At 41.1% G+C, this 13,578-nt stretch carries 15 protein-coding genes; 12 read left to right on the plus strand and 3 right to left on the minus strand.

The genetic code is table 11. The annotated features are described in order from the left end of the window. On the minus strand, positions 1–209 hold a 209-nt coding region (locus VLB74_RS01595; RefSeq protein ID WP_325201723.1), incomplete at its 3' end, for a hypothetical protein. Between the two features lie 122 nt (positions 210–331). Here VLB74_RS01595 and VLB74_RS01600 point away from each other — a divergent pair. The 6 genes from VLB74_RS01600 (at position 332) to VLB74_RS01625 (ending at position 7,067) form a co-directional block, all read left to right on the plus strand. Beyond that, the gene (locus VLB74_RS01600) at positions 332–1,318 is read left to right on the plus strand and encodes a homocysteine S-methyltransferase family protein (RefSeq protein ID WP_325201724.1); all 987 of its coding nucleotides are present in this window, start codon (positions 332–334) and stop codon (positions 1,316–1,318) included. After that, on the plus strand, positions 1,318–3,996 hold the full coding sequence (gene metH / locus VLB74_RS01605) for a methionine synthase (protein WP_325201761.1): 2,679 nt from the start codon (positions 1,318–1,320) through the stop codon (positions 3,994–3,996). Before VLB74_RS01600 ends, metH begins: the two co-directional genes overlap by 1 nt. 48 nt (positions 3,997–4,044) lie before the next feature. Then, the gene (gene metF / locus VLB74_RS01610; RefSeq protein WP_325201725.1) at positions 4,045–5,001 is read left to right on the plus strand and encodes a methylenetetrahydrofolate reductase [NAD(P)H]; all 957 of its coding nucleotides are present in this window, start codon (positions 4,045–4,047) and stop codon (positions 4,999–5,001) included. Positions 5,002–5,088: 87 nt separating this feature from the next. Then, positions 5,089–5,223 carry a hypothetical protein gene (locus VLB74_RS01615; RefSeq protein ID WP_325201726.1) on the plus strand — a complete coding sequence of 45 codons (135 nt, stop codon included), beginning with the start codon at positions 5,089–5,091 and terminating at the stop codon, positions 5,221–5,223. Between the two features lie 15 nt (positions 5,224–5,238). Further along, a complete protein-coding gene (locus tag VLB74_RS01620; RefSeq protein ID WP_325201727.1) occupies positions 5,239–6,330 on the plus strand; it encodes an acyloxyacyl hydrolase in 1,092 nt (363 codons plus the stop codon). After that, positions 6,327–7,067, plus strand: coding sequence for a head GIN domain-containing protein (locus VLB74_RS01625; protein WP_325201728.1), 741 nt, complete (start codon positions 6,327–6,329; stop codon positions 7,065–7,067). Before VLB74_RS01620 ends, VLB74_RS01625 begins: the two co-directional genes overlap by 4 nt. A gap of 150 nt (positions 7,068–7,217) precedes the next feature. On the opposite strand, the gene gldA is transcribed toward VLB74_RS01625, so the two are convergent. After that, entirely contained in the window at positions 7,218–8,117 is a 900-nt protein-coding gene (gene gldA / locus VLB74_RS01630; RefSeq protein ID WP_325201729.1) for a gliding motility-associated ABC transporter ATP-binding subunit GldA, read from the minus strand. A 154-nt stretch (positions 8,118–8,271) separates the two neighbouring features. On the opposite strand from gldA, the gene VLB74_RS01635 reads away from it, so the two are divergent. The 6 genes from VLB74_RS01635 to VLB74_RS01660 all read left to right on the plus strand — a co-directional run bounded on the left by VLB74_RS01635 (position 8,272) and on the right by VLB74_RS01660 (position 12,828). Continuing rightward, entirely contained in the window at positions 8,272–9,351 is a 1,080-nt protein-coding gene (locus tag VLB74_RS01635; protein WP_325201730.1) for a bifunctional 3-deoxy-7-phosphoheptulonate synthase/chorismate mutase type II, read from the plus strand. Between the two features lie 85 nt (positions 9,352–9,436). Next, positions 9,437–10,417, plus strand: coding sequence for a ribosome small subunit-dependent GTPase A (gene rsgA, locus VLB74_RS01640; protein WP_325201731.1), 981 nt, complete (start codon positions 9,437–9,439; stop codon positions 10,415–10,417). Between the two features lie 19 nt (positions 10,418–10,436). Next, a complete protein-coding gene (dtd, locus tag VLB74_RS01645) occupies positions 10,437–10,889 on the plus strand; it encodes a D-aminoacyl-tRNA deacylase (RefSeq protein WP_325201732.1) in 453 nt (150 codons plus the stop codon). Further along, the gene (locus VLB74_RS01650; RefSeq protein ID WP_313807856.1) at positions 10,889–11,215 is read left to right on the plus strand and encodes a nucleotide pyrophosphohydrolase; all 327 of its coding nucleotides are present in this window, start codon (positions 10,889–10,891) and stop codon (positions 11,213–11,215) included. Before dtd ends, VLB74_RS01650 begins: the two co-directional genes overlap by 1 nt. Before the next feature lie 30 nt (positions 11,216–11,245). Then, entirely contained in the window at positions 11,246–11,497 is a 252-nt protein-coding gene (locus tag VLB74_RS01655) for a four helix bundle protein (protein ID WP_325201733.1), read from the plus strand. 107 nt (positions 11,498–11,604) lie between these two features. Beyond that, a complete protein-coding gene (locus tag VLB74_RS01660; RefSeq protein WP_325201734.1) occupies positions 11,605–12,828 on the plus strand; it encodes a 3-phosphoshikimate 1-carboxyvinyltransferase in 1,224 nt (407 codons plus the stop codon). 2 nt (positions 12,829–12,830) lie between these two features. Here VLB74_RS01660 and VLB74_RS01665 read toward each other — a convergent pair whose 3' ends face one another. Further along, a complete protein-coding gene (locus tag VLB74_RS01665; RefSeq protein WP_325201735.1) occupies positions 12,831–13,577 on the minus strand; it encodes a LytR/AlgR family response regulator transcription factor in 747 nt (248 codons plus the stop codon). Between the last annotated feature and the right edge of the window lies 1 nt (position 13,578).

The following is a 13,578-nucleotide window of genomic DNA, read 5'->3' on the forward strand; positions in this document are numbered from 1 at the left end:
AGACCCAATGAAGCCTTGGCAACCCTACTCTCGTAGAAGGTGCTACATTCTACCACTAATTGTGGACAGATAACAGGATACTTTTTCGGTATCTCTCTGATTTCACGATAACAAAATAGTTTAGAATTGGGAGCAACCCGAGCGATAGCGAATTGGCGAAGCAATGGCTTGGGCTTTTTTGCAATCCCTGTTCCCGCTATCCGCTGCAATATGTCATTGCGAGCTTGCGAAGCAATCTCACACTAACAGGATTTCCGCTACTATCGGGGCTAGTTAATAAATTTTGTGAATCTCGGGGTTTCTTCGTGAATCTCCGTGAAATAATAAACATATGTCAAAAATACAGGAAGCCATACAAAACCGAATCCTCATCCTCGACGGAGCGATGGGCACCATGCTGCAACGCTATAAATTCGAAGAAGAAGATTTTCGAGGCGAGCGTTTCAAGGATTTTGCTCATCCGCTAAAAGGGAATAACGATTTACTGTCGCTTACACAACCCGAAGCGGTGAAAGAAGTGCACCGCGCTTATTTTGCTGCCGGAGCTGACATCGTAGAAACAAACACCTTTTCCGGAACCACTATCGGAATGGCGGATTATCACATGGCAGATTTGGTGTATGAGTTAAACTACCAATCGGCAAAAATAGCCCGTGAAGTAGCGGACGAATTCACCGACCGACCTCGTTTTGTAGCGGGTTCCATCGGACCAACCAACCGAACGGCCAGTATGAGCCCCGATGTAAACGATCCGGGATTCCGTGCCGTGACTTTCGACGAATTGCGCATCGCCTACAAAGAACAGGTAGAAGCCTTAATTGACGGAGGTTGCGACGTATTGCTAGTAGAAACCATCTTTGACACATTAAACGCCAAAGCAGCACTTTTCGCCATAGAAGAAGTAAAAGAAGAACGCAACATCGACATTCCAATCATGGTTTCAGGAACGATTACGGATGCTTCGGGCAGAACCTTATCGGGGCAGACTGTAGAGGCATTTTTAATTTCGATTTCACATATACCGTTGTTGAGCGTTGGTTTTAATTGTGCTTTAGGAGCGGATCAGTTAAAACCGTATTTAAAACGTTTGGCACACAATACTTCGTTTAACATTTCGGCGCATCCCAATGCCGGATTGCCGAATGCTTTCGGTCAGTACGATCAGACTCCGGAAGAAATGCAGGCGTTAATCAGAGAGTATTTAGACGATAATCTGATCAATATCATAGGCGGATGCTGCGGTACAACGCCGGAACACATACAATTAATTGCCGAAGTAGCAAAAGAGTACAAACCGAGAATACAGGAGGAAGCATAATGAGCGAAGGAGCAAACCATAAATATTTAAAACTGTCGGGATTAGAACCTTTAATCGTTACGCCCGAAACCAATTTTGTGAACGTAGGGGAACGTACCAACGTAACCGGTTCGCGAAAATTTCTGCGTTTAATCAAAGAAGAAAAATACGAGGAAGCACTTGACATTGCCCGTGCCCAGGTGGAAGGCGGTGCACAGATCATCGATATCAACATGGACGAAGGGATGTTGGACGGCGTTTATGCGATGACCAAATTCCTGAACCTGATTGCTTCCGAACCCGATATTTCAAGAGTTCCCGTGATGGTTGACAGTTCCAAATGGGAAATCATCGAGGCCGGATTGAAAGTGGCACAAGGAAAATGTGTGGTGAATTCCATCAGTTTGAAAGAAGGAAAGGAAGCGTTCCTTCATCATGCAAAACTGGTAAAACGATATGGGGCCGCAGTAATAGTGATGGCGTTTGATGAGGTTGGTCAGGCCGATACTTACGAACGTCGTATCGAAATCTGTAAACGCTCCTACGATATATTGGTCAACGAAATCAGCTTCCCTGCCGAGGACATCATTTTCGACCCGAATATTTTCCCGGTGGCAACCGGAATGGAAGAACACCGTCGCAACGCGTTGGACTTCTTCCTGGCGACCAAATGGATACGCGAAAACCTGCCTTATGCTAATATAAGTGGAGGAGTGAGTAACGTGTCGTTTTCCTTCCGTGGAAATGATAAAGTACGTGAAGCAATGCATTCTGCGTTTTTGTATCATGCCATCAAACACGGAATGACCATGGGGATTGTGAATCCTGAAATGTTGGAAGTGTACGATGAGATCGATGCTACATTATTGGAATATGTTGAGGATGTACTGTTAGACAGAAGAGATGACGCTACTGAAAGGCTTTTGGAATTAGCCGAAAGTTATAAGGGAGATGTGAAATCTCATGAAAAAGCAGTACAGGAATGGCGCAGCGGTTCCTTGCAGGACAGAATCACTCATGCATTGGTAAAAGGAATCGATGAATTTATTGAAATCGATGTGGAAGAAGCCCGCCAATCGGTTGCAAGACCTATTGAAGTTATCGAAATCAATTTGATGGCAGGAATGAACGTCGTGGGTGATTTGTTCGGAAGTGGAAAAATGTTCTTGCCTCAAGTGGTAAAGTCGGCTCGAGTGATGAAAAAAGCCGTGGCTTACCTGTTACCTTATATAGAAGCGGAAAAAGACGGAAAATCATCAAGTGCCGGAAAAGTATTGATGGCAACCGTAAAAGGGGATGTTCACGATATCGGTAAAAATATTGTTTCGGTGGTTTTAGCCTGTAACAATTTCGAAATCATCGATTTGGGAGTGATGGTGCCACCTGAAAAAATTATTGAAACCGCAATTAAGGAGAATGTGGATATTATCGGTTTGAGCGGATTGATTACGCCTTCGCTGGACGAAATGGTGTATCTGGCCAAAGAAATGGATAAGCGCAACATCAAAATTCCGATCATGATTGGAGGGGCAACCACTTCGCGTGCACATACTGCCGTTAAGATTGCTCCCGAATACAGGGAAACCGTGGTTCATGTAAACGATGCATCCCGTGCGGTAACCGTTGCCGGAAATTTGCTGAACAAGGACAAAAAAATATACGCGAGTACGATCAGAGCGGAATACGAAGCGTTTCGTGAAACGTTTTTAAACCGTCAGCGCGATAAAAGTTATCTGAAAATAGAACAGGCTAGGGCTAATAAATTACAGCTGGATTGGGAAAACTACCAGCCTGTAAAGCCAAATTTCATCGGAACAAAAACCATTGAAGTGAAATTGGAAGAATTGGTTCCGTACATCGATTGGACACCCTTTTTCGGTTCGTGGCAATTGTTTGGAAAATACCCAGCTATCTTAACGGATAATGTTGTGGGCGAACAGGCAACGATTTTGTTTAACGATGCGCAAAGAATGTTAAATCAATTATTGGAGGAAAACTGGTTAACGGCAAAAGGAATCTACGGAATCTTTCCTGCGAATCAGGTGAATGATGATGATATAGAATTGTATGACGAAAGCGGAAAGCATTTGGAGACCTTCCTAACCTTACGTCAACAATCTCAAAAGACCAAAGGAGCGCCCAACATCGCTTTGTCTGATTTCATTTCCCCAAAAGAACTTGGAAAAGAAGATTACATGGGCGCCTTTTGTGTTACAACCGGTTTCGGTGTTGATGAAAAAGCAAAAGCATTTGAAGAAAACAACGACGATTACAGTTCCATTATGGTAAAGGCTTTGGGCGATCGTTTTGCAGAAGCTTTCGCAGAATACCTGCACGAAAAAATCCGTAAGGAAATTTGGGGATATGCTTCGGAAGAGAAACTTACCAATGACGATTTGATTAAAGAAGAATACAAAGGAATTCGTCCGGCTCCGGGCTATCCGGCCTGTCCTGATCATTTGGAGAAACCAACAATCTGGAAACTCTTAAATGTGGAAGAAAACATCGGGGTAACATTAACGGAAAGTATGGCCATGTGGCCGGCGTCTTCGGTTTCAGGATATTATTTCGGAAATCCGGAAAGTAAATATTTCGGACTCGGAAAGATAAAAGAAGATCAGGTACGCGATTACGCAAAGCGAAGAAATTGTACATATGAATATGCAGAGAAATGGTTGAATCCAAACATCGCCGATTAAGGATTTCGGAGACAACACATAACTCAAAATTTATAACTCATAACCAGAATGAAAGTAACGCAACATATAGAAAAAGCAAACGGAAAGCCTTTGTTTTCTTTCGAAATCCTGCCTCCGTTGAAAGGGCAGAACATTCAGTGTATTTTTGACAATATTGAACCTTTGATGGAATTCAAACCTCCTTTTATCGACGTAACCTATCATCGGGAGGAATACGAGTACAAAGAGCTTCCGAATGGATTGCTGGAAAAGAAAGTCGTGAAGAAACGTCCGGGCACGGTGGGAATCTGTTCGGCGATTCAGAATAAATATCAGGTGGATGCTATACCACATATTTTGTGTGGTGGTTTTACCAAAGAAGATACCGAAAATTTCTTGATTGATATGGATTTCCTTGGAATCGATAATGTTGTGGCTTTGCGCGGTGATGCCGTGAAAAGCGAAATCTATTTCAAACCTGAAAAAGAAGGTCATTCGTATGCTTCAGAATTGGTAACGCAAATCAACAACCTTAATAATGGTTTGTATCTGGATGCAGACCTACAGAATACCAATAAAACGAACTTTTGCATCGGTGTGGCTGGTTATCCGGAAAAGCATATGGAAGCGCCAAGTTTGGATAGCGATATTTATTTCCTGAAGCAGAAAATTAAAAACGGAGCGGATTACATCATTACACAGATGTTCTTCGACAATCAGAAGTTTTTCGATTTTGTGGATAAATGCCGTGCTGCGGGAATCACTGTTCCGATTATTCCGGGGCTGAAACCAATTTCGACCAAAAAGCAACTGAATCTGATTCCGCACCGTTTCAAAGTGGATTTGCCCGACGATTTGATTATGGAGGTGGTGAAGGCAAAAGATAACGAGGCCGTTTCCCAAATCGGGATAGAGTGGTGTACAGCACAGAGCAAGGAATTGGCAAAAGCCGGAATTCCAGTACTACATTATTATTCGATGGGTAAATCGGATAATATCCGACAGATTGCCAGCGAGGTTTTTTAAACTAATACTACCTAAATACAATACAACGTAGGTATAACCTGCAGGGTTTCTGAAATCTTGCAGGTTTTTTATTTTCCTGAAACAAAAATGGTTGATTTTATAGCCCTGATTGAGCCGGTAGCTTCCCGGCTTCGGCGGGAACTTGAGGTGAAAGCAGGAAAATGGAAACCAAAAATGCCCGAACGATTCGCTTCGAAAAAATATTCTGCTATATTTGCCTGATTTTCAAAATCCGAAATGCGATTACTAACCTACATTTTACTTTTTCTTTCGATTCCTCTCTTTGCTCAGGAAAATGAAATGAAGCAATATTCAGTGGAAGCAAATTACTTTTATGGAAGTATCTTGCCACACCATACCAATATTCTGCATTTGATAAAAGGACATCCGGAAGGAACAATATTGAGTTTTAACCGCAAAACCTTCGGTTCCCAAAAATGGGAATCCTGGTACAATTATCCGGATTATGGAGTCTCATTCCAGTATCAGGATAATAAGAATCCTGAATTGGGTAATTTATATGGATTGTATGGCCATATGAATTTTTACTTTTTTACCAGGAGAATGCAATTGCGTGTTGGCCAAGGTTTAGCCTACTGCACAAATCCTTACGACAGGGAAACTAATTACCGGAATTTAGCTTACGGAGCGCGTTATATGCCGTCGACCTATTTTACACTGAATTACCATAAACCCAATATTTGGAAAGGGTTAGGGGTTCAGGCAGGGGTCAATTTTGTGCATCATTCCAATGCCAATCTTCAGGCGCCTAACACGAGTACGAATACCATCGCTTTCAACATAGGGTTGAATTATGATATTGAAACTAAAGACTCAATTCGATATATCGTACATCCAAAGGAGAAATTCACGGAGCCGGTTCGGTATAACGTGGTTTTCAGAAGTGGTGTCAACGAGAGTGATGTTGTAGACAGCGGACAATATCCTTTTTATGTAGCGTCACTATATGCGGATAAACGAATCAATCATAAAAGTGCTATTCAGGCTGGAACCGACTTTTTTTGGATGTTGTATCTGAAGGAATTTATCAAATACCAGTCGATTGCTTATTTTGAAAATAATTATGACGGGGATATGGATTACAGGAGAATTGGGCTTTTTGTTGGGCATGAATTATTTATCAATAAATTAGCAGTGGATACCCAATTTGGATACTATATCTATGACCCATCCGATAAATTCGGCCCATTGTACCAACGTTTGGGATTGAAATATTATATTGCTAAAAATATATCGGCCGGCGTGAGTTTGAAAACCCACGTTTCCCGCGCGGAAGCACTTGAATTTAGTTTAGGAGTACGATTATGAGAATAAAAATTGCATCAATTATAGCAATAGTTTCGCTGTTGTTTTCCTGTAGCTCCGAAATCTTTCCGGATTGTTATCGGGAGCCCGGGGCTACTATCTCAAGGATTGATGATGTAGAGGCATTCAACCAGATTAATATTGCGGAAGGAATCAATTTAGTTGTGAAACAAGGGGAAGTTGCCGAGGTAAAAGTAGAAACAGGGGAGAATTTAATTGATGATGTTACGACCGAGGTCCAAGACGGTGTTTTGTATGTGAAAAACGAATTACAGTGTTCTTTGGGAACTACGGTGCCGGCCCGAGTTACCGTTACAGCACCGGACATCGTAAAAATTTATTCGTCATCCCAATATGATGTGGTGTCTGAAGGTGTTCTGAATTTTCCATACCTCAATCTGCAGCAAGGATTGTTTGGAAAAACAGCTTCAAATATTTTCGATTTGAATGTGAATTGTCAGAATCTGGTGGTTGAAAATAACAATACGACTATTTTTAGGATTAAAGGAACTGTTAATTCCCTGAATGTTTCTTTTTATGCTGGGGACTCCCGCTTTGAAGGGGCTGATCTGACGGTTCAGGATGTGTTTGTTTTTCAGCGCAGTTCCAATGATATAATCTTAAAACCAGCCAACAAAATTGAAGGGAATATTTATAGTAACGGAAATATTATTTTATTGAGCCGACCACCTATAATGACGGTTGTGCAGCATTATACCGGACATATTGTTTACCAGTAAATCCGACCTTCTGCATTTCGATTTAACCGCAAAGTCCGCATAAGGTTTATCGCTATGTTCGCAAAGTTTTGGGGATTCCTGAAAACGTAAAAATCCGCGTTGCGTGTATCCGTTTTATCCGTGTTCCAAAAAAAGTATGTCCCTGAAAAACTATTTTTTAGTTTTCTCGCGGAATATTTGCTCCAGATTTTTGCTTTTCAATGTGAGTTGAAGCGTTCTGTAACCGTTGTTGTGCGCAAAATCGAATACTTTCGGACGCATATCTTCATTGGTTTCAAAAGTAAGCTCCCAAGTTGTGCCTTGAATGTTTTTCGAAGATTTCAGGTTTGGTATTGTAGCCAGTAAATCAGCCGAAATTTCTTTGTCGAATTCCACTTCAATAACCTGTTCCGTAACGTCGGAAACCAAGTTGTCCAGCTTTTTGTCGGTTACGATTTTTCCGTTATTGATAATGATCACACGGTCACAGATGGCTTCCACTTCTTGCATGATGTGTGTGGAAAGGAAAACGGTTTTGTCTTTTCCGATGTTTCGGATTAAATCACGGATTTCCACTAGTTGGTTCGGATCTAAACCTGTTGTTGGTTCATCTAAAATCAGTACATCCGGATTGTGAAGTAAAGCCGTAGCCAGTCCCACACGCTGACGGTATCCTTTAGATAATTCACCAATTTTTTTGTGACTTTCCGGTGTAAGTCCCGTCAAAGCAATCACTTCATCAATGCGCGATTTGGCAACTTTATAAACATCGGCATTAAAAGCCAGATATTCACGAACGTACAAATCCAGATACAATGGGTTGTGTTCCGGTAAATAGCCAACCGATTTTTGCACTTCTTTCGGAGCCATATTTACATTGTGGCCATTCACGGAAGCAACACCTGAATCGGAAGTAAGATAGGTAGTCAGAATTTTCATTAAGGTTGATTTACCGGCGCCATTCGGACCTAAAAAACCAACGATTTCACCTTTCTTCACTGAAAAGGTTACGTTATCCAGCGCTTTTTGTTCGCCGTAATTTTTGGAAATATTCTGAACTTCAATTGACATATCTCGTGATTTGGAGCAAAAGTAGCAAAATAAATACTTGTTTGAAAATGTAAGCCGTACTTAGCTGAAATTGAAATGAAACGAAAAGAAAATAACCCTTTATTTCTTGATATTTTTTGATTTAATTTCATAAGAAAGCTAATTTTGTATCCATATGGAAAACAATAAAAATATGCACTCTTGGCTGGATGATTTCAAATTGTCGCATCCGCTTGTAATCGCCGGACCGTGTAGTGCTGAAACCGAAGAGCAGGTTTTGGCCATTGCCCACGAATTAAAAGATTCAGACGTTAGTGTTTTTCGTGCCGGAATTTGGAAACCCAGAACACGCCCGGGTGGATTTGAAGGTGTTGGTGAGGCTGGTCTGAAATGGTTGCAGCGTGCCAAGGCTGAAACAGGTTTGCTGATGGCGGTAGAAGTAGCCAATGTAAATCACGTTAAGCTGGCGTTGGAGCATGATATCGATGTGTTGTGGATTGGAGCACGCACCGCCGTGAACCCGTTTGCGATTCAGGAAATAGCCGATGCTTTGAAAGGTACGGACAAAATCGTCTTGTTGAAAAATCCGGTGAATCCCGATCTGTCATTATGGTTGGGCGGACTGGAACGTCTGTACAATGCCGGAATCAAAAAACTGGGCGTAATCCACAGAGGGTTTTCCTCCTACGAAAAAACGAAATACCGAAACAATCCGGAGTGGCAGATTGCCATCGACTTGCAGAACCGTTTCCCGGATTTGCCAATCATATGTGATCCGTCCCATATTGCCGGAAAACGTGATATGATTCAGGAAGTTTCCCAACAGGCGCTGGATCTGAATTTCGATGGATTGATTATCGAAACGCATATCGATCCGGATAATGCCTGGAGCGATGCGGCACAACAGGTAACACCGTCAGTTTTAAAACAAATTTTCATTGACCTTCGCGTGCGTAAGGAAACCGATGAGGCAGATGATTTTACTGTCCGAATGAATAAATTGCGTACACAAATTGATGATTTGGATGCGAAGCTGTTAGAGGTTTTAGGTAAACGCATGAAGGTTGCGGAGAAAATCGGAGCCTTGAAAAAAGAGAAGAATGTGGCGATTTTACAAAGCAGCCGTTGGCATGAAATTTTAGGAAAAATGGTTTTGGAAGGAGAGGAAAAAGGCTTGAGTGAAGAATTTGTGCTGAAATTGTTTAAAGCCATCCACCAGGAAAGTATTTCGCATCAGGAGAAGTTGATGAGATAATTGCGGATTTCAAATTACGGATTATCAACTATAATAGTTGTAATTTTGCCATGCGTAATTTGGAATTCATAATTCGTAATTAAATATGACAGGAACCGTTTATAAATCTACAGGAAGTTGGTATACGATAAAAACCGAAGACAATTCGTTTTTAGAATGCCGTATTAAGGGTAAATTCCGAATGAAAGGAATCAAAAGTACCAACCCAATCGCTGTGGGAGACATAGTTGATTATGATTTGGAAGAAACCGCAGATGTGACTACCGGACTGATTACGAAAATTCATGACCGGAAGAATTACATCGTTCGTAAATCGGTAAACTTATCGAAACAGACACATATCATCGCATCTAATATTGATTTGGTTTTTTTATTGGTTACGATAAACAACCCGCCTACAACGACCAGTTTTATAGACCGTTTTTTGGTTACGGCAGAAGCTTATGGGATTGAAGCCGTTCTGGTGTTCAACAAAATCGACACGTTTGACGACGCGACTCTCGACGAGCAGTTGTATCTGCAATACATATATTCCAATATCGGGTACAAATGCCTGCGCGTTTCTTCCACCGAGGGTAAAGGGACTGAAGAACTGAAAGCGATGATGAAAGGGAAGGTTTCCATGTTTTCGGGACATTCGGGCGTTGGGAAATCGACTTTGGTTAATGCCTTGGAGCCTTCGTTGAACCTGAAAACCAAACAGATTTCGGAGCAGCATCAGCAAGGGCAACATACAACGACTTTTGCCGAAATGTTCGATTTGTCTTTCGGCGCCCAGATTATTGATACACCAGGGATTCGCGGATTTGGAATTGTTGATATGGAAAAACAGGAGATAGGCGACTACTTCCCGGAGTTTTTTGCGTTGAAAGACAAATGTAAGTTCAACAATTGCCTGCACAAAGATGAACCGCATTGTGCCGTTAAGGACGCGCTTGAAAAAGACGAAATTGCTTGGTCGCGCTACAAAAGTTATCTTCAGATTTTAGAAGGCGATGATGAAAATTATCGTTCGGATATTTACGGGGATGACCGTGAAGCCAGCGACAGAACAAGACAATCGTAATTTCTAATTTGTAATTAATTTGAAAGCAGTTATACAAAGAGTTTCCGAAGCTTCGGTTACCATTGAAGGAAATAAAGTAGCGGAAATCGGAAAAGGATTGTTGATTTTGATTGGGGTCGAAGATGCTTCCAATCAGGACGATATTGTTTGGCTGTCCTCCAAGATTGCCAATCTGCGTGTTTTTGGTGACGATAACGGTGTGATGAACCTTTCCGTTAAAGATGTAGATGGTGATGTTGTTGTAGTCAGTCAGTTTACTTTGCATGCGTCCACTAAAAAAGGAAATCGACCTTCATATATCAAGGCTTCAAAACCAGATTATGCGATTCCCGTTTATGAAAAATTTGTAGCGCAAATGGAGAATGATTTGGGTAAGAAAGTACAAACTGGGGAATTCGGTGCCGACATGAAAGTGGCTTTGCTAAATGATGGCCCGGTAACCATAATTATTGATACAAAAAACAAAGAATAATGGACATAAAAAACGCCCAATTAGAAGTAGATAACTGGATTAAAAACCACGGTGTCCGCTATTTTAACGAATTGACCAACATGGCACAACTTACGGAAGAAGTAGGTGAAGTAGCCCGAATCATTGCGCGTCGCTACGGCGAACAATCGGAAAAAGAGAGCGACAAAAACAAAGATCTTGGCGAGGAATTGGCTGATGTGGTTTTTGTAGTTTTATGTTTGGCCAACCAAACGGGAGTCGATTTACAGGCGGCTTTCGATAAGAAAATGGACCTGAAAACCAAACGCGATCACGACCGTCATCATAACAACGAGAAACTTAAATAATGGTAAGTTGTAAATTTTGAATGGTGAATTATGGCCGATAATGTGATTAAATCGAAATCGTTTGATTTTGCTTTGAGAATTGTAAAACTATATCACTATCTGAGTCAGGAAAAAAGAGAATATGTTTTAAGTAAACAACTACTCAGAAGTGGAACAGCAATTGGGGCATTAGTTCGGGAAGCGGAACAGGCTGGAAGTAAGCTTGACTTTATTCATAAATTTGCTATTGCACAAAAGGAAGCGAATGAATCGGATTATTGGTTGGAATTATTATATCAGTAGGAATATTTAAATGAAAATCAGTATAAATCATTAAAATCTGATATAGTGGAAATAAATAAAATTGTTGCTTCAATCATCATTTCGACTAAAAACGGAATAGGGAAAAAATGAATTTACATCTTCGTTCACAATTTATAATTCACAATTCACAATTGAAATTATCCGGTTCAAAATCAGAGACGAACCGTTTATTGCTGTTACAGGCATTGTATCCGAACATAGTTTTGGAGAATGCTTCCGATTCTGATGATTCTAAAGTAATGACAAAAGCATTGCAAAGCGATGAGATGGTGAAAGACATTCATCACGCGGGAACTGCAATGCGTTTCCTGACGGCTTTTTACACGATTCAGGAAGGAAAAGAAGTTATTCTGACCGGCTCTTCCCGGATGAAAGAACGTCCGATACAAATTTTAGTGGATGCCTTACGTCAGTTAGGTGCTCAAATCGAATATGCGGAAAAGGAAGGTTTTCCGCCCTTGCGGATTACCGGAAAAAAAATCGTCAGAAATAAAGTAACCCTGAAGGCCGATGTGAGCAGTCAGTATATCTCGGCTATGCTTTTGATTGCACCCAAACTGGAAAACGGCTTGGAACTGACATTGGAAGGCGCTATAACTTCTGTTCCCTACATTAAAATGACTTTGGCATTGCTGAACGAAATCGGAGTAAAAACTTCTTTTGAAGGCAATGTGATTAAGGTTTCTCATGCAGAAGCGATTGATAAAAGGAAAGTTACAGTGGAGTCCGATTGGTCTTCGGTTTCCTATTTTTATTCGGTTGTGGCGTTGTCGGCTATCGGAACTGAAATCAAATTGACGAGCTATAAGCAAAACAGTCTGCAGGGCGACAGTGTGCTGGCCGAAATTTATAATGAGTTAGGCATTTCGACAACTTTTGAGAACGATTCTATCATTGTTAAAAAGGTAAACTTTCAGGAAAAGGAGTTGAACCGCAATCTGAATGCCTCTCCCGATATTGCGCAAACTATAGCCGTAACCTGTTTAGGTTTGGGAATCGGATGTCATTTAACCGGATTACATACGCTGAAAATCAAAGAAACGGATCGTTTGGAAGCCTTGAAAAACGAATTGGGTAAAATGGGAGCAAGCGTTTCAGTGACCAACGACAGCCTGACACTAACGCCTACGTCGGAAATTAATAAAAACATACACATTAAAACTTATCAGGATCACCGCATGGCCATGGCTTTTGCGCCTTTAGCACTGAAAGTGCCTATCGTGATTGAAGAAGCAGATGTTGTCTCAAAATCATACCCTTCTTTTTGGGAGGATTTTAAAAGCATCGGTATTCTTGTAAATCCTGTCTGAAATTACCGTTTTACAATCTGAATCCTGTCCAAAATAATCTGTGTTTTGTCCGGTGAAATTGGAATCTGGATGTTGTTTTCCAATTCCAGAAAACCTCCGTCTGATTTATTGAAGGCTATCACATGCTCAAAATTCACAATATACGATTTGTGAACCCTAATGAAACGGTTGTCCGAACGTAGAATATCTTCAAAATTCTTAAGGTTCCGGCTTACCAAACGTTTTGGCGTGTTGCTGCAAAATACTTCAGAATAAGCGCCTTCTCCTTTTATATACTGAATCTTACTGCTGTCCAGAAAAATGAGGCTGTTTCCCGAAGGGACGGCAATTTTGGGCGGTGTTTCTGTTTGAAGGTTTTCTTTAAGGGTTTTGAAGTTTTCCAGTTTGTTTTTCTGTTTTTGTGCCCGTTTGACAGCTTCGGCTAATTCTTCAGGTACAATGGGTTTGAGCAGATAATCAATTGCAGAAAATTTGAATGCCTGAAGCGCATATTCATTATAGGCTGTGGTGAAAACAATCGCAAAATTCACTTCCTCTTCATTGAAGAAATCCAATAATTCCAAGCCGCTGTGTCCCGGCATTTCAATGTCAAGAAAGACCAAATTCGGTTGTAGTTTTTTAATGGCTTTTACTCCTTCAGAAAGGTTTTCGCATTCGCCAATCAATTCTACCGTCGGACAATATTCCGCCAAAAGTAATGATAGGGTTACTCTTGCTCTTTTTTCGTCATCTATAATTATTGCTTTCATA

It is taken from the genome of Flavobacterium sp., from assembly GCF_035456225.1.
Taxonomy (GTDB): domain Bacteria; phylum Bacteroidota; class Bacteroidia; order Flavobacteriales; family Flavobacteriaceae; genus Flavobacterium.